The organism is Pseudomonas sp. EA_5y_Pfl2_R50 (assembly GCF_963970475.1).
Lineage (GTDB): Bacteria > Pseudomonadota > Gammaproteobacteria > Pseudomonadales > Pseudomonadaceae > Aquipseudomonas.
Genome location: NZ_CAXAPT010000013.1, coordinates 80,743 through 102,422, shown reverse-complemented (window position 1 = coordinate 102,422; position 21,680 = coordinate 80,743). Strand labels below are relative to the sequence as shown.

Below are 21,680 nucleotides of genomic sequence, written 5' to 3'. Positions count from 1 at the left end.
TTGATGACGTCGGCGATTTTTATTCCTGAGTTGGGCCATCTGGCGATGATTCTGGCGCTGTGTTTTGCGCTGGTGCAGGCGGTGGTGCCATTGGTCGGTGCCTGGCGCGGCGACCGTTTCTGGATGAGCCTGGCCCAGCCGGCGGCGTGGGGGCAGTTTGCCTTTCTGCTGTTCGCCTTCGGCGCGTTGACCTACGCGTTCATGGTCGACGACTTCTCCGTCGCCTACGTGGCGAACAACTCGAATACCGCGTTACCGTGGTACTACAAGTTCAGCGCGGTGTGGGGCGCTCACGAAGGTTCGTTGTTGCTGTGGGCGCTGATCCTCGGTGGCTGGACTTTCGCGGTGTCGGTGTTCTCCCGACAGTTACCGCAAGTCATGCTCGCCCGCGTGCTGGCGGTGATGGGCATGATCAGCACCGGTTTCCTGCTGTTCCTGATCCTCACATCGAACCCGTTCAAACGTATCCTGCCGCAAATGCCGAGCAATGGCGCTGACCTCAATCCACTGTTGCAAGACATTGGCCTGATCGTTCACCCGCCGATGTTGTACATGGGCTACGTCGGTTTTTCGGTGGCCTTCGCTTTCGCCATCGCCGCGTTGATGGGCGGTCGCCTTGATGCAGCGTGGGCGCGCTGGTCGCGTCCATGGACGATTGTGGCGTGGGCCTTCCTCGGCATCGGCATCACGCTCGGTTCGTGGTGGGCGTACTACGAACTCGGTTGGGGTGGCTGGTGGTTCTGGGACCCGGTGGAAAACGCCTCCTTCATGCCGTGGCTGGTTGGCACCGCGCTGATCCACTCGCTGGCAGTCACGGAAAAACGTGGCGTGTTCAAGAGCTGGACGGTGCTGCTGGCGATTGCCGCATTCTCCTTGAGTCTGCTGGGTACGTTCCTTGTGCGCTCCGGCGTGCTGACGTCGGTCCATGCGTTCGCCTCCGATCCGGAGCGCGGCGTGTTCATCCTGATCTTCCTGCTGTTTGTCGTCGGTGGTTCGCTGACGCTGTTCGCCCTGCGCGCGCCGGTGGTCAAGAGTCAGGTCGGTTTCAACCTGTGGTCGCGGGAAACCCTGCTGCTGGGCAACAACCTGGTGTTGGTGGTGGCGGCGTCGATGATTCTGCTCGGCACCCTGTATCCGCTGATTCTCGATGCCCTGAGCGGCGCCAAGCTGTCAGTCGGCCCGCCGTACTTCAACGCGCTGTTCATTCCTTTGATGGCGTTGTTGATGCTGGTGATGGCGGTCGGTGTGATCGTGCGCTGGAAAGACACCCCGGTGAAATGGCTGGCCAGCATGCTCACGCCGGTCCTGCTCGGCAGCGTCGCGCTGGCGGTGGTGGCCGGTGTCGCTTATGGCGATTTCAATTGGGCAGTGATCGCGACGTTCCTGCTCGCTGCGTGGGTGTTGCTGGCCGGTGTACGTGACATCGTCGACAAGACTCGCCACAAGGGTCTGATCAAAGGCCTGCCGACCCTGACCCGCAGCTATTGGGGCATGCAGATCGCTCACCTGGGCATCGCCGTGTGTGCGCTCGGGGTGGTGTTGTCGAGCCAGAACAGCGCCGAACGCGACCTGCGTCTGGCGCCGGGCGAGTCGATGGATCTGGCCGGATATCACTTCGTCTTCGAAGGCGCCAGGCATTTCGAAGGGCCGAACTTCACCTCCGACAAGGGCACCATCCGTGTCATTCGTGACGGCAAGGAAATCAGCGTGCTGCACCCGGAAAAACGCCTGTACACCGTGCAGAATTCGGTGATGACCGAAGCCGGGATCGACGCCGGTTTCACCCGTGACCTCTATGTTGCCCTCGGCGAACCGCTGGACAACGGTGCGTGGGCAGTGCGGGTGCACGTCAAACCGTTCGTGCGCTGGATCTGGTTCGGCGGCTTGCTCACCGGCTTCGGAGGTTTGCTGGCGGCGCTGGATCGACGGTATCGGGTCAAAGTGAAAGCCAAGGTGCGTGAAGCCCTGGGCATGACGGGAGCAGCTGCATGAGACGTTGGTTGATGCTGGTGCCACTGGCGATTTTCCTGCTGGTGGCGGTGTTTCTTTATCGCGGTCTGTACCTCGATCCGGCAGAGCTGCCGTCGGCGATGATCAACAAGCCGTTTCCGGAGTTTTCCCTGCCAAACGTACAGGGCGACAAGACCCTGACCAAGGCTGACATTCTCGGCAAACCGGCACTGGTCAACGTCTGGGGCACCTGGTGCATTTCCTGCCGGGTCGAGCACCCGGTGCTGAACAAACTCGCCGAGCGCGGTGTGGTGATCTACGGCATCAATTACAAGGACACCAACGCCGACGCCCTGAAATGGCTGAGCGAGTTCCACAATCCCTACGTGCTGGACATCCGTGACGACGAAGGCTCGCTGGGTCTGAACCTCGGCGTGTATGGCGCCCCGGAAACCTTCTTCATCGACGCCAAGGGCATCATCCGCGACAAGTACGTCGGGGTGATCGACGAGCAGGTCTGGCGGGAAAAACTCGCGGCCAGGTATCAGGCGCTGGTCGATGAGGCCAAGCCATGAAGCGTTTTTTAGCCGCTCTGGTATTGGGCTTGAGTCTGGTCGGTGTGGCCCATGCCGCCATCGATACGTATGAATTTGCCAAAGAAGGCGACCGGGAGCGTTTCCGCGAGTTGACCAAGGAGCTGCGCTGCCCCAAGTGCCAGAACCAGGACATCGCCGACTCCAACGCGCCGATTGCCGCTGACTTGCGCAAAGAGATTTTCCGCATGCTCGGCGAAGGCAAGGACAACCAGCAGATCATCGATTTCATGGTGGATCGCTACGGCGATTTCGTCCGCTACAAACCGGCGCTCAACGCCAGTACTGCGCTGCTGTGGTTCGGCCCGGCCGGTCTGCTGCTCGGAGGCTTGGTGGTGATCGCGGTGATTGTCCGCCGTCGTCGCGGCCAGCGCGCCGAGACCCCGCAATCGCTTTCCGCCGATGAGCGTCAGCGCCTCGACCAACTGTTGGATAAAAACCAAGAATGATTGATTTCTGGCTTGCCGCAGGGCTGTTGCTTCTGGTCGCCCTGAGTTTTCTGCTGATCCCGGTACTGCGCGAACGTCGCGCCCAGCGGGAAGAGGATCGGACTGCCCTGAACGTTGCGTTGTATCAGGAGCGTGTCGCCGAGTTGCAATCGCAGCAGGCGGAAGGCGTGCTCGACGCCGCGCAAATGGACAGCGGTCGTGCCGAAGCAGCGCGTGAGTTGCTGGCGGATACCGAAGGCGTTGCCGCCGCGCGCGTTTCCCGATTGGGCAAACCGTTGCCGTTGCTTGCGGCGGTGCTGGTGCCGCTGCTGGGCCTCGGTCTGTATCTGCATTTTGGCGCTGCCGACAAGGTCGAACTGACCCGCGAATTCGCCCAGGCGCCGCAGTCGATGGAAGAGATGACCCAGCGTCTGGAACGCGCCGTGGCAGCGCAACCGGACTCTGCCGAAGGCCTGTATTTCCTCGGCCGTACCTACATGGCGCAAGAACGTCCGGCGGAGGCGGCGAAGATGTTCGAACGCGCTGCCAATCTGGCCGGGCGTCAGCCGGAACTGCTCGGGCAGTGGGCGCAGGCGCAGTATTTTGCGGACGGCAAAAAGTGGTCGGCGAAGATTCAGGCGCTGACCGACGAAGCGCTGAAGGCCGATCCGAAAGAAGTCACCAGCCTTGGTTTGCTTGGCATCGCTGCATTCGAAGGCGAGCGTTATCAGGAAGCCATCGATTACTGGAACCGTCTACTGGCGCAACTGCCGCCGCAGGACAGTTCCCGTGCTGCGCTGCAAGGTGGCATCCAACGTGCCGCCGAGCGTCTGGAGGCCAGTGGCGGCAAGGTCGCCCAGGCTCCGGTAGCGACGAAAGCCGCTCTGTTGAAAGTCAGCGTCGATCTGGCCACCGAACTCAAAGGCAAGGTGCAACCGGGCGACAGCGTGTTCATCTTTGCCCGCGCCACTTCCGGCCCACCAGCGCCATTGGCGGCCAAGCGCCTGACCGTCGCCGATCTGCCGGTGACCGTTGAACTGGGCGATGCCGACGCAATGATGCCGCAGTTGAAACTGTCGAACTTCCCTGAAGTCCAACTGGTTGCGCGCATCTCACGCGCCGGCCAACCGACTGCCGGCGAATGGGTCGGTCGCAGCGGCCCTCTGGCCAGCAGCACCACCGCGCTACAAAAACTGACCATCGACAGCCCGGACAAATAGCCGGGGCAAAACAGGAACGCGCCGCCATGCACACCATCGCCCGAATCACAGTCCTCACACTGGCCTTGGGCTTGAGTGCATGTGCGGTGCAACGACCGGAACCGACGACCAACCTGCCGCCGATTCCGCCGTCGCAACCTGGCCCGACCCCGCCGACTTCGCCGACACCGGGCAAAAGCATCCCGGCGAAACCGGCCAAACCGGTGCCGCGCACCTCGGCCAGCTTCGCGCCACCACCGGGCGGCAACAGCCATTGGGACCAGAAACTCGGCGTCTACGTCCTCGACGACCAGACCAACACCTTCTACCGTCAGCGCACCTACTACCGCTGGAACAACGGCTGGAGCCGCTCTATCAGCCCCAACGGCCCGTGGGAAGACACCAACATCCACGGCGTGCCGCCGGGGTTGGGCAAAAAATTCGGGCAGTGAATAGTGCTAACGGCGACCCTTGGGTCGCCGTTTTGTTGTCTGTGGTTTGAAAACATTTACAAGCATCCACTAGGTCAGCAACCCTTGGACATACTCGACAAACGCCCGCGCCTTGGCACTCGCCATTCTTCCCGTCGGAAACACTGCCCATAAATCCAGGTCGGGCAGCGTCCAGTCGTGCATCACGGTTTTCACCGCACCACTGGCCAGTTCAGGGGCGAACATCCATTCGGAGGCCAGGGTCAGGCCCTGATCGGCGAGTACGGCTTCGCGCACTCCCTCGGCCGCGCTGACGCGCAAACGTCCGCTGAGGATCACCGATTGTTTTTCCGTGCCTTTGGCGAACTGCCAGGCGTTGCCGCCGCCGAGGTGGTAGACGACTGCCTGGTGTTTGCTCAATTCGGCAGGACAGGCAGGTTCGCCGTGTCTGGCAAAGTAGGCCGGTGTGCCGAGCACCACGCGGCGACAGTCGGCGATTTTGCGTGCGGTCAGGCCCGAATCGGTCAGCGCACCCATGCGCAAGGCAACGTCGATGCCTTCTTCGACGAGGTTGATGTTGCGGTCGTCGAGCATCAGGTCGATGTTCAGTTGTGGATGCTGATCGAGGAACGGCCCCAATTTCGGCACGATGTGCAGGCGGCCGAAGGTCACGGCGGCGCTGATGCGCAGGTGGCCGCTCAAACCGCCGGCGGTGCCGCGCGCAGCGTTGTCGGCCTCATCGGCTTCTTCGAGTGTGCGCTTGGCCCGTTCGAAAAAAGCCAGTCCGGCTTCGGTTGGGGTCAGGCCCCGGGTCGAACGCAGGAGCAGGCTGACGGCCAGGCGTTTTTCCAGGTGAGCGATGGTTTTCGAGACGGCGGGCTGACCGATATTCAGGCGCCGAGCGGCGGCGGAAAACGAGCCGGTTTCCACAACGCAGATGAAGGTTTCCATGGCGGCGAGGCGATCCATCAATGCTCCTGTAAAAGTCTGGAAGTTATCGGGGAGCCCACAGAGGATTTAGGGCGTTGATTAGAACGCGGCTTTGCCGACCGAGGCGCCGCCATCGACAAACAGGGTTTGTCCGGTGATGAAGCCGCTCTGCTCCGAAAGCAGGAACGCTATCGCCGAAGCAATCTCCTCCGGCTGCCCAAGCCGCCCCATCGGCACCCCGGCCAGATACCGCGCCTCACCCTCGCTGCCCGCTGGATTATTGGCGCGAAACAGTTCGGTCTCGGTCGGCCCCGGTGCTACGGCGTTCACGGTGATCCCGGTCTGCGCCAGTTCCAGCGCCCACGAGCGGGTGAAGCTGACCAGCGCCGCTTTCGCCGCTGCATACGCCGTGCGCTGGGTGATGCCCAACACCGTCAGGCTGGAGATATTCACCACCCGACCCCAACCCCGTGTGCGCATCCCCGGTAACAGCGTCTGAGTCGCCTGCAGCGCCGAATGCAGATTCAACCGCATCACGTCGTCGAAGGCGTCCAGATCGATATCGCCCAACACCTGCGGACGCACCAGTCCGACATTGTTCACGAGTCCGTCGAACTCGTAGGTCCGCGCCAGCTCCGCAAGGACTTCACCGGTCAGCGTGCGATCACTCAGGTCCAGCGGGAACAGAATGCCCGGGAAGCTCAGGTCGGGCTGGCGGGCAATTCCCACCACCCGGTGCCCGGCGCGGTCCAGATGTTCAGCCAGCGCCCGGCCAATGCCTTTGCTGGCGCCGGTGATGAGGAAAGTGCGTCGGGTCATGGCAACTCCAGGGCAGATCATCGATTCAGCCACGCAATGCGTCCAGCATCGCTTCAGGCTCGGGACGCTGAGTGTAATCCGGGTTGACCTCGGCGTAACGGATCACGCCATCCTGACCGATCACGTAACGCGCGGGCATCGGCAGGGTCCAGGCGGGATCATCATTGAAGGTCGGCAGATCATTGCGCAGATTCCTGTAGAGCTCGATCAGGTAGGGCGGCAGCTCGAAGCGTAATCCGAATGCGGCTGCCACGTCATTGCGCGGGTCGCTGAGGATCGGGAATTGCAGTTCGTTGATGCGTTGCGACTTGCGGCTGTTGGCAGCGATCTGCGGTGAAATCGCCAGCAGGCTCGCCCCGGCGTCCTGAATCGCCGGTAGAAAAGCCTGCAGTGCCTGCAACTCCATGTTGCAGTACGGGCACCAGACGCCACGATAAAACGTCAGCACCAACGGCCCCTGTGCCAGCCGGTCGGCGGACGAGACCGCATTGCCCTCAGGGTCTTTGAGGGTGAACAGCGGCGCTTTATCGCCGACTTTCAACGAACGGCTGGCTGCACCGGAGGCGATCAGCTCGGCAGTGGCGCGCTCCATCACCGGGTGGATGTCGGCCGGGGCGTTGTAAGGCGGTTTGCCGGCCTTGAAGTCGGCTTTGAAGGCATCGAGTTGTGCTTGCAGGGTCATGGTCGAAAGTCCTGAAGAAACGCCGGTAGTGGCTGGGTTCAAGAGTGACCGTCAGGCGCGCGCGGGGGAACGCCGCTGCGGGGCATAGCATTTATGCTCGGGGGGAATGAAAACTTACACTCTGCAAAACAACCGGACGTCGCTTTGCGGTTTTCTGTGCGTGAGTAAAGATAACTCTCGGGTTGCTTTTAAAGGGCCGGGCCAGGGAGATCCATAATGCAATATCCAATCTGCATCGAATGGGGTGACGAAAATACCGCCATCGGTATTCAGATCCCCGATACTCCCGGCGCCGTGACAGCAGGCTCAGTGAGTAACCTGTGGGAGCGAGCCTGCTCGCGAAGCTTTTGCGGCCTTACGCCGTTGCCAGTGAGCCACGTTGCGAAGCACTTAAAAACCGCAACAACGCCAGTAGCGGAAAAGCACTGCCGACAATCACGATCCACAACCAGCCGCCATGCTCATACACCGCGCTGGCCACCGACGAGCCGAAGGCGCCGCCAATGAAGATGCTGGTCATGTACAGCGCGTTCAGGCGGCCACGGCTTTTCGCGTCCAGTGAATAAACGGCACGCTGGCCGAGGACCATGTTCATCTGCACGCAGAAGTCGAGTACCACGCCGGTGACGGCCAGGCCGATGACGCTGTAGGCCGGGTGGATGAAAGCGGGCAGGAAGCTCAGGCTGGCGAACAGCATGGCCAGCAACGAGGCGATGCGGGTGTGGCCGGCGTCGGCCAGGCGACCGCTGATTGGCGCGGCGATGGCACCGATGGCGCCGACCAGGGCGAAGATCGCGATTTCGCTTTGCGACAGGCCATGATTGCGCGCCAGTTCCAGCGGCACCGCCGTCCAGAACAGGCTGAACGTGGCGAACATGCAACCCTGATAAAACGCACGCTGACGCAGCACCGGTTGCTGGCGCAGCAGCGTCCACAATGAGCCGATCAGTTGACCATAGGTGGCGCTGTGATCCGGTTGGCGCTTGGGCACGGTCATCGCCAGCACGACGCTGATCGCCGCCATCAACGCGGCGGCAATCATGAACATCGCGCGCCAGCCCAGGTGGTCGGCAACCACGCTTGATACCGGGCGCGCCAGCAGAATCCCCAGCAGCAAGCCCCCCATGATCCCGCCAACCACGCGGCCACGGGATTCTTCCGGTGCCAAGTGTGCGGCCAGTGGAATCAGAATCTGCACCGATACCGAACTGAAGCCCACCAGCAACGAAATCAGCAGGAACACGTTCGGCTGATCGGTGAACGCTGCGCCGAGCAGGCTGGCAATTGCCACTACGGTGGTGATGATCATCAATCGGCGGTTTTCCAGCAGATCGCCCAGCGGCACCAGGAAAAACAGGCCCAGCGCATAGCCGATCTGGGTCAGCGAGACGATGAAACTGGCCATAGTGTCGGAGAGGCCGATGTCCGGCGCGATCAGGCCGATGATTGGCTGTGCGTAATAGATGTTGGCAACGATGGCGCCGCAGCAGAAAGCGAATAGCAGCACCATGCCCCGGGTCATTGCGTGAGTTGTGGCGGTCATAAGGTTTCTCGATCCAGCGAAAGGGAGTGCGGTGAGGCTATGGGACAAACCGGGCAGGCAGAAGCCGGCTTCGGTTGATATCAGTTATTCCGTTGCGGAATATCCGGGCGCTATCGGCCTGTCGTCCATCGGCAGACTTTGCGTCCGACCGGTGCGGGCCAATGATACATTCACTTACATCCTGTTCGATAGCGTGCTTATGTTTGCATCCGCGTGTTCAATATTCATGACCGGAGGATTGCCATGAAGCTTCGTCTTATCGCAATGCTCCCCGACACTAATCCCCTGTGGGAGCGGGCAGTGTTTAGTTCAGGTGTGCATGAAAAAAGGCGACCGCAGAGGATCGCCTTTGTCGTTGTCACTTAAGCCTTACTGACCGGTGTAGATCTGATCGAAAATCCCACCATCATTGAAGTGAGTCTTCTGCACGGTGCGCCAGTCCCCAAAGGTCTTCTCAACAGAGAGGAAATCAACTTTCGGGAAGCGGTCAGTGTGCTTCGCCAGGACCGCCGGATCACGCGGGCGCAAATAGTTCGCCGCCGCAATCTCCTGACCTTCCGGCGACCACAGGTACTTCAGGTATTCATCCGCCGCCGCACGCGAGCCTTTCCTATCGACCACTTTGTCGACCACTGCCACCGGTGGCTCGGCTTCAGCGGAAACGCTCGGGTAGATCACTTCAAACTGGTCACGACCAAACTCGCGGGCAATCATTTCCGCTTCATTCTCGAAGGTCACCAGCACGTCGCCGATCTGGTTGGTCATGAACGTGGTAGTGGCGGCACGGCCACCGGTGTCCAGCACTGGGGCTTGCTTGAACAGTTTGCCGACGAAGTCCTTGGCCTTGTTCTCGTCACCGCCATTCTTCAGCACGTAACCCCAGGCCGACAGGTAGGTGTAGCGTCCGTTACCCGACGTTTTCGGGTTCGGCACGATCACCTGCACGCCGTCCTTGAGCAGATCCGGCCAGTCTTTCAGGGCTTTCGGGTTGCCTTTGCGGACGATGAACACGGTGGCCGAGGTGAACGGCGCACTGTTGTTCGGCAGACGGGTGACCCAGTTTTCCGGCACCAGTTTGCCGTTGTCGGCGAGGGCATTGATGTCGGTGGCCATGTTCATGGTGATGACGTCAGCCGGCAGGCCGTCGATCACCGAGCGGGCTTGCTTGCTCGAACCGCCGAAGGACATCTGCACGGTGATGTTTTCGTTGTGCTCGGCTTGCCAGTGTTTCTGGAACGCAGTGTTGTAGTCCTTGTAGAAGTCGCGCATCACGTCGTAGGAAACGTTAAGCAGCGTCGGGGCTGCCTGAGCGATGTTGGCCAAGGCCAGGCCGGCGGCGAGAAGCGAGGCGCCAAAGAGTTTTTTCACTGCGCATTCCTTGTTTTATCTGTGTAGGGGCTGGGGGGGAGCCGTTCAATTGCCACTGACTATAACGGGGCGCACATAGTCGTTTAAAGATTAAAAAGCTCTTTGCTTATTCCAGTTTCTTGAACAGCGCATTGCCACATCGCGAGCAAAACGCCGCGCCATGCTCGTGGCTGTTTTTCTTGCACACCGGGCAGTCGTGTTGCAGCTGTTCACCGCGCATGGCGTTGGCCAGTTCGGCGGTGAAAATCCCTGTCGGCACGGCGATGATCGAGTAACCGGTGATCATCACCAGCGACGAAATCACCTGGCCTAGCGGGGTCTTCGGCACGATGTCGCCGAAGCCCACCGTGGTCAGCGTGACGATAGCCCAATAGATGCCTTTGGGAATGCTGGTGAAGCCGTGTTCCGGGCCTTCGATCACGTACATCAAGGTGCCGAACACTGTCACCAGGGTGCAGACGCTGACCAGAAACACCACGATCTTCTGCTTGCTGCCACGCAGCGCCGACATCAGGTAATTGGCTTGCTTGAGGTACGGACTGAGCTTGAGCACGCGGAAAATCCGCAGCATGCGGATGATCCGAATGATCAGCAGGTACTGCGCATCGCTGTAATACAGGGCGAGGATGCCCGGCACGATGGCCAGCAAATCCACCAGCCCATAGAAGCTGAAGGCATAGCGCAACGGCTTGGGCGAGCAGTACAGACGCAGGATGTACTCGCCGAGGAAGACGGCCGTAAAGCCCCACTCGATGTAGGCCAGCACGTCGGCGTAGTTCTGGTGGATGCTGTCGATACTGTCGAGCATCACGATCACCAGACTGGCGAGGATGATCAACAGCAGGATGCCGTCGAAGCGACGCCCGGCGAGGGTGTCGCTCTGGAAAATCATGACGTAAAGCCGTTCGCGCCAACTGTTGCTGCTGTCCATGGATAACGCCTGAATCGAAGATCAGCGCAGCCTAGGTTGATTCTCCCCGTGAGCGCAAGGCGCACGCTCGACGTTGGCTTTGCCAAGCATCTCAATCCCGGCGCGGATCAGCCACCCGGCGAGGATGAAGGGCGCGGTCAGGGTCGCGAGGCCGACCGCCGCAAACAGCGGAGTGACCAGCAACGCAAGGACGATGCCGAGCAGCGGCAGCCACGGTTGTTGACGTTGCGACGAGAAGGCGAGGGCGGCGAGCACGGCGTTGTAGCTGCCGATGCCCAGCAGCGCAACACTGGTTTCGTGGTGCAGCAGGCTCGAGCCAAGGCCGATGGCAGACGCCAGCAGTGCCCAGCAAAACGCGCGGCGATCAGCGATCAGCAAACCGATGGCGATCAGGGCGCCGGCCAATGGATGACCGAGGAACATCACCTGGCCGAGGCCACGCAGTTGGGCGGCGAGCAGGTTCAGGGTGTTCATTTCGATGGGGGCCATCGGCGCCGACGGCGCGGCGAACAGCAGTAGAACCCAACTCATGGCCACGAACGGCGAGGTATAGGCCGGTATGGCTCGGCTGCGGTATACGTGTTTAAGCCATTGCTGCGTGACCATCGCACTCAAGCCGCCAGCGGCGAGAATCAGCGGCGGCAGCATCGGCGACCAAGGGAAATACAGGCTCAGCAGCAGGCCGAGCAGCACGCCGTTGTAGCTGAACAATCCCGCCTGGCGATCAGCCTTGGCGTAATTGCGCCGTTGCGCGGTGAGCAAGCCGGCGACGGCACCGAGCAGCGCGCCGGCGAACAGCACAGGCGCGGTCAGCAGAATCGCCAACAGACACAGCAGGCCGCACAGCGGATGGCGCTGGAGGAATATTTGACTGAAACCGTTGAGCAAAGCCTCGGCCCAGTCGGGGCAGTGGGTGTTGAAGTGATTGGCAGGCATGGCAGTTCTGAAGGTCAGTGAAACCGAGTTGCCTTCTGCGCCAGCAGGCTGGCTCCCACATTGAATCTTTGTTCAGTCATTGAGTTTGTGATGCACACAAATCAACTGTGGGAGCGAGCCTGCTCGCGAAGAGGCCGGGACAGGCGCTAAATCAATGTTTCGATCCGCAGGGAGTTGGTCGAACCCGGCTGGCCAAACGGCACGCCGGCGGTGATCAGCAGCGTGTTGCCACGCTCGGCCATGCCTTGGGCCTGGGCGATTTCCAGCGCGGTCGAGCAGACTTCGTCGACCTGGCGCAGGCGATCATTGACCACCGAGTGAATCCCCCACGCCACGCTCAAACGACGTGCCGTTTGCAGGTTCGGTGTCAGGTTGAGGATCGGCGCTTTCGGCCGCTCTCGCGAGGCACGCAAACTCGACGCACCCGACTCGCTGTAGTTGACCAGCACCGCCACCGGCAGCACGTTGCTGATGCGACGGATCGCGCAACTGATCGCGTCGGAAACGGTGGCCTCGGCTTTCGGCCGGCTGACGTCGAGTTGCGTCTGATAATCCGGCCCGTTTTCCACCTGGCGAATGATCTTGCTCATCATCTGCACGGCTTCCAGCGGGTACTCGCCGGAGGCCGTTTCTGCCGACAACATCACCGCATCGGCGCCTTCGGCCACGGCGTTGGCAACGTCAGTCACCTCGGCGCGGGTCGGGGCAGGGGAGAAGCGCATCGACTCCAGCATCTGCGTCGCCACCACCACCGGTTTGCCCAGTTCGCGGCACGTGGTGATGATGTTTTTCTGAATCTGCGGCACGCTTTCCGCCGGCACTTCGACGCCGAGGTCGCCACGGGCGACCATGATCGCATCGCTCAATTCAGCGATTTCGCGCAGTTGCTTCACGGCGGATGGCTTTTCGATTTTCGCCATCAGAAAGGCCTTGTCGCCGATCAGTGCGCGGGCTTCGATGATGTCTTGCGGGCGTTGCACAAACGACAGCGCGACCCAGTCCACACCCAGCTCCAGACCGAAGCTCAGGTCGCGGCGATCCTTGGCGGTCAGCGGGCTGAGGTCGAGCACCGCTTGCGGCACGTTGACGCCTTTGCGGTCCGACAGTTCGCCGCCGTTGAGCACGGTGGTGTCGATGGCATCGGTGTATTGGGTGACCACGCGCAGACGCAGTTTGCCGTCGTCGAGCAGCAGATCCATGCCGGCTTCCAGCGCGGCGATGATTTCCGGATGCGGCAGATTTACCCGACGCTCATCGCCCGGTGTCGCGTCCAGATCCAGGCGGAACGCCTGACCACGATGCAACTGCACTTTGCCGTCAGCGAACTTGCCGACGCGCAGTTTCGGCCCTTGCAAGTCCATCAGAATGCCCAGCGGATAATTGAGCTGGCGCTCGACTTCGCGAATCCACTGATAGCGCTTGGCGTGATCGGCGTGATCACCGTGGCTGAAGTTCAGGCGGAAGATGTTGACCCCGGCTTCGACCAGTTCACGGATTTGCTCGATGCCATCGACGGCAGGCCCAAGGGTGGCGAGGATTTTGACCTTTTTATCAGGCGTCATGATTTGCAGCTCTCAAGGATCAGAATGGCGCGGAAGTCGTTGACGTTGGTGCGGGTCGGCTCGGTGACGATCAGCGCGTCGAGCGCCTCGAAATAGCCGTAGCCGTTGTTGTTATCCAGCTCGTCGCTGGCGCTCAGGCCAAGGGCGGCGGCGCGGGCGTAGCTGTCCGGGGTCATGATCGCGCCGGCGTTGTCTTCCGAACCGTCGATGCCGTCGGTGTCACCGGCCAGGGCGTAAACGCCAGGCTGGCCTTTGAGGCTGTCGGTGAGGCTCAAGAGGAATTCGGCGTTGCGGCCGCCACGGCCATTACCGCGCACGGTCACGGTGGTTTCGCCGCCGGACAAAATCACGCACGGCGCTGCCAATGGCTGGCCATGGTTGATGATCTGGCGGGCGATGCCGGCGTGGACTTTCGCCACTTCGCGCGACTCGCCTTCGAGGTCGCCGAGGATCAGCGTGCTGAAACCGGCCTGACGGCATTTCACGGCGGCGGCATCCAGCGACTGCTGAGGACGGGCGATCAACTGGAAGTGGCTGCGGGCCAACGACGGATCACCGGGTTTGACGGTTTCCGATTCAGGGCTTTGCAGCCAGGTGCGCACCGACGCCGGAATCTCGATGCCGTAGCGTTTGATGATCGCCAGCGCTTCGGCGGACGTGCTTGGATCGGCCACGGTCGGGCCGGAAGCGATGACCGTGGCGAGGTCGCCCGGTACATCGGAAATTGCGTAGGTATAAACCGTCGCCGGCCAGCAGGCCTTGCCCAGACGCCCGCCCTTGATCGCCGAGAGGTGCTTGCGCACGCAGTTCATCTCGCCGATGGTCGCGCCGGATTTGAGCAGGGCTTTGTTGATCGACTGCTTGTCGGCGAGGGTGATGCCTTCGGCCGGCAACGCCAGCAGGGCAGAGCCACCACCGGAGAGCAGGAAGATCACGCGGTCGTCTTCAGTCAGGTTGCTGACCAGTTCCAGCACCCGTTTGGCCACGGCCAGGCCGGCAGCGTCCGGTACCGGGTGCGCGGCTTCGACCACTTCGATTTTTTCGCACGGGGCGCCGTGACCGTAGCGGGTCACAACCAGGCCAGACACGTCACCTTCCCAACTGCGCTCGACCACTTGCGCCATGGCGGCAGCGGCTTTGCCGGCGCCGATGACGATGACTCGACCGGTACGATCGGCAGGCAAATGGGCTTCGAGCACTTGGTTCGGATGGGCCGCGTCGATGGCTGTGGCAAACAGCTCGCGCAGCAGTTGTTGCGGATCGACCGACATGGCGGGCTCCCGGAATTCTTGTTATTCGAAAGGGCAACTCAGATCCCTTGTGGGAGCGGGCTTGCTCGCGAAAGCGGTGGGTCAGTCAATCTCCATGTCGACTGACACGCCCTCTTCGCAAGCAAGCCCGCTCCCACATGGAAAGCGGGGCAGTGGCTTATTTGTTGTCGCGAATCGAGAAGTTGGCCATGTGCTCCAGACCTTTGATCAGCGCCGAGTGGTCCCAGTTGCTGCCACCGATGGCCGCGCAGGTGCTGAACACTTGCTGGGCGTTGGCTGTGTTCGGCAGATTGATGTTCAGCTCCTTGGCGCCTTGCAGGGCCAGGTTGAGGTCTTTCTGGTGCAGGCTGATGCGGAAGCCTGGATCGAAGGTGCCTTTGATCATGCGTTCGCCGTGCACTTGGAGGATTTTCGAGGACGCGAAACCGCCCATCAGCGCTTCACGCACCTTGGCCGGATCGGCACCGTTTTTCGAAGCGAACAGCAGGGCTTCAGCGACGGCCTGAATGTTCAGGGCCACGATGATCTGGTTCGCGACCTTGGCGGTTTGACCGTCGCCATTGCCACCGACCAGGGTGATGTTCTTGCCCATCGCCTGGAACAGCGGCAGCGCGCGTTCGAAGGCATCGGCGTCGCCACCGATCATGATGCTCAGGGTCGCGGCTTTGGCGCCGACTTCACCGCCGGATACCGGTGCGTCGAGGTATTGCGCGCCTTTCTCGTTGATCTTCGCCGCGAACGCTTTGGTGGCGGTTGGCGAGATCGAGCTCATGTCGATGACGACTTTGCCTTTGCTCAGGCCTGCTGCAACGCCGTCGGCGCGGAACAGTACGTCTTCAACCTGCGGGGTATCCGGGACCATGACGATGATGAATTCAGCTTCCTGCGCCACTTCGCGCGGGTTGGCCAGCGCGACGGCGCCAGCGGCCACCAGGTCAGCAGGGGCGGCGTCGTGGTGCGCCGACAGGAACAGGCTGTGACCGGCTTTCTGCAGGTTCGAAGCCATTGGGTGGCCCATGATGCCGGTGCCGATAAATCCGATTTTAGCCATGAGAAAATCCTCTTGTTTTTGTCTTGCTCAAGCAAATAGGGGAGCTGCTTTTATGTGGGAGCGAGCCTGCTCGCGAATGCGATATGCCAGGCGCCACTGATGGTGAATGTGCCGGCCTCTTCGCGAGCAGGCTCGCGCCCGCAGGGTTTTGCAGTGTTCTTTAGATTGCGTTGTGGGTTTTCAACCAGCCGAGGCCAGCTTCGGTGGTGGTCAGCGGCTTGTATTCACAGCCAACCCAACCCTGATAACCGATGCGATCCAGGTGTTCGAACAGGAAGCGGTAGTTGATTTCGCCGGTGCCTGGTTCGTTGCGCCCCGGGTTGTCCGCGAGCTGCACATGGTTGATCTCGCCCAGGTGCGATTGCAGGGTGCGGGCCAGATCGCCTTCCATGATTTGCATGTGATAGATGTCGTATTGCAGGAACAGGTTGGCGCTGCCGACCTGTTCGCGAATCGACAGGGCTTGCGCCGTGTTGTTCAGATAGAAACCCGGGATGTCACGGGTGTTGATCGCTTCCATCACCAGTTTGATGCCCGCTGCCTGCAGCTTGTCGGCGGCGTATTTCAGGTTGGCGACGAAGGTCTTTTCCACGGTGGCATCGTCAACGCCTTGCGGGCGGATACCGGCCAGGCAGTTGACCTGGGTGTTGCCCAGCACTTGTGCGTAGGCAATCGCCAGATCGACACCAGCGCGGAATTCTTCAACACGATCCGGTAGACACGCGATACCGCGCTCGCCCTTGGCCCAGTCACCGGCCGGCAGGTTGAACAGCACTTGTGTCAGACCGTTGGCGTCGAGCCTGGCCTTGATTTCAGCGGAGCTGAAGTCGTAGGGAAACAGGTACTCGACACCGCTGAAGCCGGCCTTGGCGGCGGCGTCGAAACGGGCGAGGAAATCCTGTTCGGTGAACAGCATGGACAGGTTGGCTGCAAAACGCGGCATGGTGGTCTCCCGTAAATCTTGTGAGGTTCCCCCTGTGGGAGCGAGCAGGCTCGCTCCCACAGGGGGAGCAGTCAGCAGTTAATCAAGCAGCGAAATCGCCGTTGGCGCATCGTTGCCGACCAGCGCCAGGTCTTCGAATTCGTTGACGGCGTTGATCTCGGTACCCATGGAGATGTTGGTCACACGCTCCAGAATGATCTCGACGATCACCGGTACTTTGAACTCTTCGATCATCTGTTCGGCCTTGCGCAGGGCAGGGGCGATTTCCGAGGGTTCGAACACACGCAGTGCCTTGCAGCCCAGGCCTTCAGCCACGGCGATGTGGTCAACACCGTAACCGTTGAGTTCCGGCGCGTTCAGGTTATCGAAGGACAGTTGCACGCAGTAGTCCATTTCGAACCCGCGCTGTGCCTGACGGATCAGGCCCAGGTACGAGTTGTTCACCACGACGTGGATGTACGGCAGTTTGAACTGAGCGCCGACCGCCAGTTCTTCGATCATGAACTGGAAGTCATAGTCCCCCGACAGGGCCACGACTTTACGGCTCGGATCGGCCTTGACCACGCCCAGCGCTGCCGGAATGGTCCAGCCCAATGGGCCGGCCTGACCACAGTTGATCCAGTGACGCGGCTTGTAGACATGCAGGAACTGCGCGCCGGCAATCTGCGACAGACCAATGGTGCTGACGTAGCAGGTGTCCTTGCCGAACACCTGGTTCATTTCTTCGTAAACGCGCTGTGGCTTGACCGGCACGTTGTCGAAGTGGGTCTTGCGGTGCAGGCTGGCTTTGCGCTGCTGGCAGTCTTGCAGCCAGGCACTGCGGTTTTTCAGCTTGCCGGCAGCTTGCCATTCACGGGCCACTTCGATGAACACGGTCAGTGCTGCAGCGGCGTCGGAAACGATGCCCAGATCCGGCGTGAACACACGGCCGATCTGCGTGCCTTCGATGTCGACGTGGATGAACTTGCGGCCTTCGGTGTAGACATCCACCGAACCGGTGTGGCGGTTGGCCCAACGGTTACCGATACCCAACACCACGTCGGATTTGAGCATCGTCGCGTTGCCGTAACGGTGCGAAGTCTGCAAACCCACCATGCCGACCATCAACGGGTGATCGTCCGGGATGGTGCCCCAGCCCATCAGGGTCGGGATCACCGGGATGCCGGTCAGTTCAGCGAATTCAACCAGCAGGTCGCTGGCGTCGGCGTTGATGATGCCGCCACCGGCCACCAGCAATGGACGCTCAGCCTGATCCAGCAAAGCCAAAGCCTTTTCAACCTGAACGCGGGTCGCGGTCGGTTTGGCCAATGGCAGCGGCTGGTAAGCGTCGATGTCGAATTCGATCTCGGCCATCTGCACGTCGAACGGCAGGTCGATCAGCACCGGGCCTGGGCGACCGGAGCGCATTTCGTAGAACGCTTTCTGGAACGCGTAAGGCACTTGGCCCGGCTCCAGAACCGTGGTCGCCCACTTGGTGACTGGCTTGACGATGCTGGTGATGTCGACAGCCTGGAAGTCTTCCTTGTGCATACGGGCGCGGGGTGCCTGGCCGGTAATGCAGAGGATTGGAATCGAGTCGGCCGAGGCGCTGTAGAGCCCGGTGACCATGTCGGTACCGGCAGGGCCGGAAGTCCCGATGCACACGCCGATGTTGCCGGCCTTGGTGCGGGTGTAGCCCTCGGCCATGTGCGAGGCGCCTTCAACGTGGCGAGCAAGGACGTGATCGATGCCACCGACTTTCTGCAAGGCGGAGTACAGCGGGTTGATGGCAGCACCCGGGATGCCAAAAGCGGTATCAACCCCTTCACGGCGCATCACCAGAACGGCGGCTTCGATTGCTCTCATTTTGCTCATGGTTTTGTGCCTCTTTACGTTTTGTAATTGTATACAAGTGGCTTTGCGCAGAGTGTATTCACGGCGGACGGCGCAGGTCAATCCATTTTCTCAAGCGCCTGTTTCATTCGTCGGAAGCCTGTCTGAGTGTGGCTTTTCGTCGCATGTGGCGCTTTTCGAGAATTATTGTATACAAAAAAATAACTCATTGTGTTCTATTTGTTGCATCGGGCTGCGGCAGAAAAGCGCAGCCCCACGACTTTCCCTATAACAAAATGAGGACGGCACCATGAGCGCTTTAACCTTGAAAGTCGCAGTCAACCTGGTCAATGAAGCCATCAACGCAGGGCGCGGCATCAACGCCGCGCCGCTGACCATCGCGGTGCTCGACAGCGGCGGCCATCTGGTCACCCTGCAACGCGAAGACGGCGCCAGCCTGCTACGCCCGCAAATCGCCATCGGCAAAGCCTGGGGCGCGATTGCGCTGGGCAAGGGCTCACGCCTGCTGGCGCTGGACGCCCAACAACGCCCGGCCTTCATTGCCTCACTGAACAGCATGGGCCAGGGCAGCGTCGTGCCCGCACCGGGTGGTGTGTTGATTCGTGATCAGGCCGGGAACGTGCTGGGCGCTATCGGCATCAGCGGCGATCTGTCGGATATTGATGAGCAGGTGGCGATCAAAGCGGTGGAGGCGCTGGAGTTGCGGGCGGATGCGGGGGTGGCGGCTTGATTTGTAGCGTCTGATTAACCGCCTTCGCGAGCAGGCTCGCTCCCACACTGGATTTGTGTTCAGACGCAAAATGTTTGAATACCCCAAATCCCCTGTAGGAGCGAGCCTGCTCGCGAAGGCGATTCAACGGACACATCTGGCTAACAGTCTTGGCGCTTTCTCCCCGGGTGCACATCTAACCTTTCAGGTCATCTCTTGAAAGGGGCAAAGGAATGCCGAAACTGTCCGCTTCACATCGCTTGCGCATAGGCCGTTACTCCGAACACACCCGCATCTACCTACTGACTACCAATACAGCGGGAAGGCAACCTGTTTTCAGCGACTTTGCACTGGGTCGATTGGTCGTCAGCCAATTTCGCGTCGCAGAGGAAATGGGGTTTGCCAAGACGTTGGCCTGGGTTGTGATGCCGGATCATTTTCACTGGCTGGTTGAATTGAAGCGCGGTTCGCTTGGCGAGTTGATGCAACGAACCAAATCCCTCAGCACCAAAGCCGTGATACTCGCGACCGGTCGACAGACCAGTCTTTGGCAATCAGGCTTTCATGATCGTGCATTGCGCAGAGAGGAAGATCTGGTGAAGCTGGCTCGGTATATCGTGGCCAACCCGCTGCGGGCTGGTCTGGTCGAGAAAATTGGCGACTATCCCCTGTGGGATGCGATCTGGATTTGAGCGTTATTCTGTGTTGCCGCCATTCGCGAGCAGGCTCGCTCCCACATGGGATCTGTGTCGTTCATAAGTTCCTGTGGGAGCGAGCCTGCTCGCGAAGCGGTCAACGCGGTATTCAGTCCGGCTCACATCCCTTCAACACCAACCGGATAATCGTCTGCGCCGCCGCCTCATAATCCGCCTCGTCGAGCTTGTCCTTGCCGGTCACAGCAGAAATCTGCCAATCGAAGTCGGCGTAGGTCTGGGTCGCGGCCCAGATGCTGAACATCAGGTGATTGGGGTCGATGGGGGCGATCTGGCCGCGGTTGATCCAGGTCTGGATGCAGTCGATATTGTGCTTGGCCTGGCCGTTGAGCTGCTCGACCAGATCGGCACTCAGGTGCGGGGCGCCGTGCATGATTTCGCTGGCGAACACCTTGGAGGCGAAAGGCAGGTCGCGGGAGATGCGGATCTTCGAGCGGATGTAGCCGCTCAGCACTTCGCTCGGTACGCCGTCCGGATTGAACGGTGTCGACGCCTGCAGGATCGGCACGATGATGCTTTCCAGAACCTCGCGGTAGAGGTTCTCCTTGGACTTGAAATAGTAGTAGACGTTGGGCTTGGGCAAGCCCGCCTTGGCGGCGATGTCGCTGGTTTTGGTCGCAGCGAAGCCCTTGTCGGCAAACTCCTCGCTGGCGGCACGCAGGATCAGTTCTTTGTTGCGCTCGCGGATTGTGCTCATAAACCCGGTGGTTCCTTGCCTGTTCTGGCGGTGGCGCATGGTAGCACCGGCCTCGCGCAGCGCTCAAGAATGCCCCGTGTGGTCGGTGGTCGCGTTATGCTTCGCAACATTCATACATAAAAGGAAACAGGATTCATGGCAGGAAGCAGTTTGCTGGTGTTGGTCGACGATATTGCCACCGTGCTGGATGACGTGGCGTTGATGAGCAAAATGGCCGCCAAGAAGACTGCCGGCGTACTCGGCGACGACCTGGCGCTCAATGCCCAGCAGGTCTCCGGCGTGCGTGCCGAGCGGGAAATCCCCGTGGTCTGGGCGGTGGCCAAGGGTTCTTTCGTCAACAAACTGATTCTGGTGCCCTCGGCGCTGGCGATCAGTGCGTTCGTGCCGTGGTTGGTGACGCCGTTGTTGATGGTCGGGGGCGCGTATTTGTGCTTCGAGGGGTTCGAGAAGCTCGCGCACAAGTTTTTGCACAGCAAGGCCGAAGATGAGGCCGAGCATGCACAACTGACTGAGGCGGTAGCCGATCCGGCGACTGATCTGGTGGCATACGAGAAAGACAAGATCAAAGGCGCGATTCGCACGGACTTCATCCTGTCTGCAGAAATCATCGCCATCACCCTTGGCACCGTGGCCGATGCCTCGCTGACGCAGCAAGTGATCGTGATGTCGGGCATTGCCATCGTCATGACCGTGGGCGTTTATGGCCTGGTCGCCGGTATCGTCAAACTCGACGACCTCGGTTTGTGGCTGACACAGAAGCCTGGGCAAGCGGCGAAAAAGATCGGCAGCGGCATTCTCAGTGCGGCGCCGTACATGATGAAAACCCTGTCGGTGGTGGGCACGGCGGCGATGTTCCTGGTCGGCGGCGGCATCCTGACCCACGGCGTGCCCGTGGTGCATCACTGGATTGAAGGCGTTGGCGCCGCGGCGGGAAGCGCCGGTTTTGTGGTGCCGATGTTGCTCAATGGCGTTGCGGGGATCATTGCCGGTGCGGCGGTGTTGGCGGTTGTTTCTGTCGTCGGCAGGATCTGGCGCGCCATCAAAGGCTGAATGCATCACCCTGTGGGAGCGGGTGATGCCATGAAAAAGGG

At 60.8% G+C, this 21,680-nt stretch carries 21 protein-coding genes and 1 pseudogene; 9 read left to right on the top strand and 13 right to left on the bottom strand.

Translation table 11 applies throughout. The features are described from left to right. Positions 1–3 precede the first annotated feature (3 nt). The 5 genes from AACY19_RS21460 to AACY19_RS21440 are packed head-to-tail and all read left to right on the top strand — an operon-like array spanning position 4 to position 4,622. Positions 4–1,992, top strand: coding sequence for a heme lyase CcmF/NrfE family subunit (locus AACY19_RS21460; RefSeq protein WP_339453627.1), 1,989 nt, complete (start codon positions 4–6; stop codon positions 1,990–1,992). Beyond that, complete coding sequence (locus AACY19_RS21455) at positions 1,989–2,525, top strand: DsbE family thiol:disulfide interchange protein (RefSeq protein ID WP_339453626.1); 537 nt, start codon at positions 1,989–1,991, stop codon at positions 2,523–2,525. The genes AACY19_RS21460 and AACY19_RS21455 overlap by 4 nt, the downstream gene beginning before the upstream one ends. Continuing rightward, positions 2,522–2,992 carry a cytochrome c-type biogenesis protein gene (locus AACY19_RS21450; RefSeq protein ID WP_339453625.1) on the top strand — a complete coding sequence of 157 codons (471 nt, stop codon included), beginning with the start codon at positions 2,522–2,524 and terminating at the stop codon, positions 2,990–2,992. The genes AACY19_RS21455 and AACY19_RS21450 overlap by 4 nt, the downstream gene beginning before the upstream one ends. Beyond that, the gene (ccmI, locus tag AACY19_RS21445; protein ID WP_339453624.1) at positions 2,989–4,191 is read left to right on the top strand and encodes a c-type cytochrome biogenesis protein CcmI; all 1,203 of its coding nucleotides are present in this window, start codon (positions 2,989–2,991) and stop codon (positions 4,189–4,191) included. Before AACY19_RS21450 ends, ccmI begins: the two co-directional genes overlap by 4 nt. Before the next feature lie 26 nt (positions 4,192–4,217). Beyond that, positions 4,218–4,622: a hypothetical protein gene (locus AACY19_RS21440; protein WP_339453623.1), complete on the top strand. Its 405-nt coding sequence runs from the start codon at positions 4,218–4,220 to the stop codon at positions 4,620–4,622. Between the two features lie 69 nt (positions 4,623–4,691). Here AACY19_RS21440 and AACY19_RS21435 read toward each other — a convergent pair whose 3' ends face one another. The 3 genes from AACY19_RS21435 to AACY19_RS21425 are packed head-to-tail and all read right to left on the bottom strand — an operon-like array spanning position 4,692 to position 7,032. Next, entirely contained in the window at positions 4,692–5,570 is an 879-nt protein-coding gene (locus tag AACY19_RS21435; protein WP_339453622.1) for a LysR family transcriptional regulator, read from the bottom strand. Between the two features lie 60 nt (positions 5,571–5,630). Then, complete coding sequence (locus tag AACY19_RS21430) at positions 5,631–6,350, bottom strand: SDR family oxidoreductase (protein ID WP_339453621.1); 720 nt, start codon at positions 6,348–6,350, stop codon at positions 5,631–5,633. A 25-nt stretch (positions 6,351–6,375) separates the two neighbouring features. Beyond that, positions 6,376–7,032, bottom strand: coding sequence for a peroxiredoxin-like family protein (locus tag AACY19_RS21425; RefSeq protein WP_339453620.1), 657 nt, complete (start codon positions 7,030–7,032; stop codon positions 6,376–6,378). Positions 7,033–7,248: 216 nt separating this feature from the next. Between AACY19_RS21425 and AACY19_RS21420 the strand changes: the two are divergent. Further along, positions 7,249–7,338, top strand: a pseudogene (locus AACY19_RS21420) (type II toxin-antitoxin system HicB family antitoxin); the annotation flags it as partial. A 49-nt stretch (positions 7,339–7,387) separates the two neighbouring features. Here AACY19_RS21420 and AACY19_RS21415 read toward each other — a convergent pair. The 9 genes from AACY19_RS21415 to gcl form a co-directional block, all read right to left on the bottom strand. Continuing rightward, positions 7,388–8,575, bottom strand: coding sequence for an MFS transporter (locus AACY19_RS21415; RefSeq protein WP_339453619.1), 1,188 nt, complete (start codon positions 8,573–8,575; stop codon positions 7,388–7,390). Between the two features lie 369 nt (positions 8,576–8,944). Further along, positions 8,945–9,943 carry a sulfate ABC transporter substrate-binding protein gene (locus AACY19_RS21410; RefSeq protein WP_339453618.1) on the bottom strand — a complete coding sequence of 333 codons (999 nt, stop codon included), beginning with the start codon at positions 9,941–9,943 and terminating at the stop codon, positions 8,945–8,947. Between the two features lie 106 nt (positions 9,944–10,049). After that, positions 10,050–10,874: an ion transporter gene (locus AACY19_RS21405; RefSeq protein WP_339453617.1), complete on the bottom strand. Its 825-nt coding sequence runs from the start codon at positions 10,872–10,874 to the stop codon at positions 10,050–10,052. A gap of 21 nt (positions 10,875–10,895) precedes the next feature. Then, positions 10,896–11,810, bottom strand: a complete 915-nt coding sequence (locus tag AACY19_RS21400) for an urea transporter (RefSeq protein ID WP_339453616.1) — start codon at positions 11,808–11,810, stop codon at positions 10,896–10,898. 146 nt (positions 11,811–11,956) lie between these two features. Continuing rightward, positions 11,957–13,372, bottom strand: coding sequence for a pyruvate kinase (gene pyk / locus AACY19_RS21395; RefSeq protein ID WP_339453615.1), 1,416 nt, complete (start codon positions 13,370–13,372; stop codon positions 11,957–11,959). After that, positions 13,369–14,643 carry a glycerate kinase type-2 family protein gene (locus tag AACY19_RS21390; protein ID WP_339453614.1) on the bottom strand — a complete coding sequence of 425 codons (1,275 nt, stop codon included), beginning with the start codon at positions 14,641–14,643 and terminating at the stop codon, positions 13,369–13,371. The genes pyk and AACY19_RS21390 overlap by 4 nt, the downstream gene beginning before the upstream one ends. Positions 14,644–14,800: 157 nt before the next feature. Next, positions 14,801–15,694: a 2-hydroxy-3-oxopropionate reductase gene (locus tag AACY19_RS21385; protein WP_339453613.1), complete on the bottom strand. Its 894-nt coding sequence runs from the start codon at positions 15,692–15,694 to the stop codon at positions 14,801–14,803. A gap of 160 nt (positions 15,695–15,854) precedes the next feature. Next, positions 15,855–16,637: a hydroxypyruvate isomerase gene (gene hyi, locus AACY19_RS21380; RefSeq protein WP_095050211.1), complete on the bottom strand. Its 783-nt coding sequence runs from the start codon at positions 16,635–16,637 to the stop codon at positions 15,855–15,857. Positions 16,638–16,715: 78 nt separating this feature from the next. Then, positions 16,716–18,491: a glyoxylate carboligase gene (gcl, locus tag AACY19_RS21375; RefSeq protein WP_041479607.1), complete on the bottom strand. Its 1,776-nt coding sequence runs from the start codon at positions 18,489–18,491 to the stop codon at positions 16,716–16,718. Between the two features lie 268 nt (positions 18,492–18,759). On the opposite strand from gcl, the gene AACY19_RS21370 reads away from it, so the two are divergent. Continuing rightward, the gene (locus tag AACY19_RS21370; RefSeq protein ID WP_339453612.1) at positions 18,760–19,200 is read left to right on the top strand and encodes a GlcG/HbpS family heme-binding protein; all 441 of its coding nucleotides are present in this window, start codon (positions 18,760–18,762) and stop codon (positions 19,198–19,200) included. 212 nt (positions 19,201–19,412) lie between these two features. Beyond that, positions 19,413–19,871 (top strand): REP-associated tyrosine transposase, encoded by a 459-nt coding sequence (locus AACY19_RS21365; RefSeq protein WP_339453611.1) that lies wholly within the window; start codon positions 19,413–19,415, stop codon positions 19,869–19,871. A gap of 112 nt (positions 19,872–19,983) precedes the next feature. Here the strand turns inward: AACY19_RS21365 and AACY19_RS21360 are convergent, their stop codons facing one another. Next, positions 19,984–20,589, bottom strand: coding sequence for a TetR/AcrR family transcriptional regulator (locus AACY19_RS21360; protein WP_339453610.1), 606 nt, complete (start codon positions 20,587–20,589; stop codon positions 19,984–19,986). A 135-nt stretch (positions 20,590–20,724) separates the two neighbouring features. Between AACY19_RS21360 and AACY19_RS21355 the strand changes: the two genes are divergently transcribed. Next, positions 20,725–21,639, top strand: a complete 915-nt coding sequence (locus AACY19_RS21355) for a DUF808 domain-containing protein (protein ID WP_339453609.1) — start codon at positions 20,725–20,727, stop codon at positions 21,637–21,639. Positions 21,640–21,680: the final 41 nt, after the last annotated feature.

Bases quoted from the DNA above. Each gene is read 5' to 3' on its own strand.
- AACY19_RS21460 (WP_339453627.1), top strand. From the start codon at position 4: ATGACGTCGGCGATTTTTATTCCTGAGTTGGGCCATCTGGCGATGATT.
- AACY19_RS21455 (WP_339453626.1), top strand. From the start codon at position 1,989: ATGAGACGTTGGTTGATGCTGGTGCCACTGGCGATTTTCCTGCTGGTG.
- AACY19_RS21450 (WP_339453625.1), top strand. From the start codon at position 2,522: ATGAAGCGTTTTTTAGCCGCTCTGGTATTGGGCTTGAGTCTGGTCGGT.
- ccmI (WP_339453624.1), top strand. From the start codon at position 2,989: ATGATTGATTTCTGGCTTGCCGCAGGGCTGTTGCTTCTGGTCGCCCTG.
- AACY19_RS21440 (WP_339453623.1), top strand. From the start codon at position 4,218: ATGCACACCATCGCCCGAATCACAGTCCTCACACTGGCCTTGGGCTTG.
- AACY19_RS21435 (WP_339453622.1), bottom strand. From the start codon at position 5,570: ATGGATCGCCTCGCCGCCATGGAAACCTTCATCTGCGTTGTGGAAACC.
- AACY19_RS21430 (WP_339453621.1), bottom strand. From the start codon at position 6,350: ATGACCCGACGCACTTTCCTCATCACCGGCGCCAGCAAAGGCATTGGC.
- AACY19_RS21425 (WP_339453620.1), bottom strand. From the start codon at position 7,032: ATGACCCTGCAAGCACAACTCGATGCCTTCAAAGCCGACTTCAAGGCC.
- AACY19_RS21415 (WP_339453619.1), bottom strand. From the start codon at position 8,575: ATGACCGCCACAACTCACGCAATGACCCGGGGCATGGTGCTGCTATTC.
- AACY19_RS21405 (WP_339453617.1), bottom strand. From the start codon at position 10,874: ATGGACAGCAGCAACAGTTGGCGCGAACGGCTTTACGTCATGATTTTC.
- AACY19_RS21400 (WP_339453616.1), bottom strand. From the start codon at position 11,810: ATGCCTGCCAATCACTTCAACACCCACTGCCCCGACTGGGCCGAGGCT.
- pyk (WP_339453615.1), bottom strand. From the start codon at position 13,372: ATGACGCCTGATAAAAAGGTCAAAATCCTCGCCACCCTTGGGCCTGCC.
- AACY19_RS21390 (WP_339453614.1), bottom strand. From the start codon at position 14,643: ATGTCGGTCGATCCGCAACAACTGCTGCGCGAGCTGTTTGCCACAGCC.
- AACY19_RS21385 (WP_339453613.1), bottom strand. From the start codon at position 15,694: ATGGCTAAAATCGGATTTATCGGCACCGGCATCATGGGCCACCCAATG.
- hyi (WP_095050211.1), bottom strand. From the start codon at position 16,637: ATGCCGCGTTTTGCAGCCAACCTGTCCATGCTGTTCACCGAACAGGAT.
- gcl (WP_041479607.1), bottom strand. From the start codon at position 18,491: ATGAGCAAAATGAGAGCAATCGAAGCCGCCGTTCTGGTGATGCGCCGT.
- AACY19_RS21370 (WP_339453612.1), top strand. From the start codon at position 18,760: ATGAGCGCTTTAACCTTGAAAGTCGCAGTCAACCTGGTCAATGAAGCC.
- AACY19_RS21365 (WP_339453611.1), top strand. From the start codon at position 19,413: ATGCCGAAACTGTCCGCTTCACATCGCTTGCGCATAGGCCGTTACTCC.
- AACY19_RS21360 (WP_339453610.1), bottom strand. From the start codon at position 20,589: ATGAGCACAATCCGCGAGCGCAACAAAGAACTGATCCTGCGTGCCGCC.
- AACY19_RS21355 (WP_339453609.1), top strand. From the start codon at position 20,725: ATGGCAGGAAGCAGTTTGCTGGTGTTGGTCGACGATATTGCCACCGTG.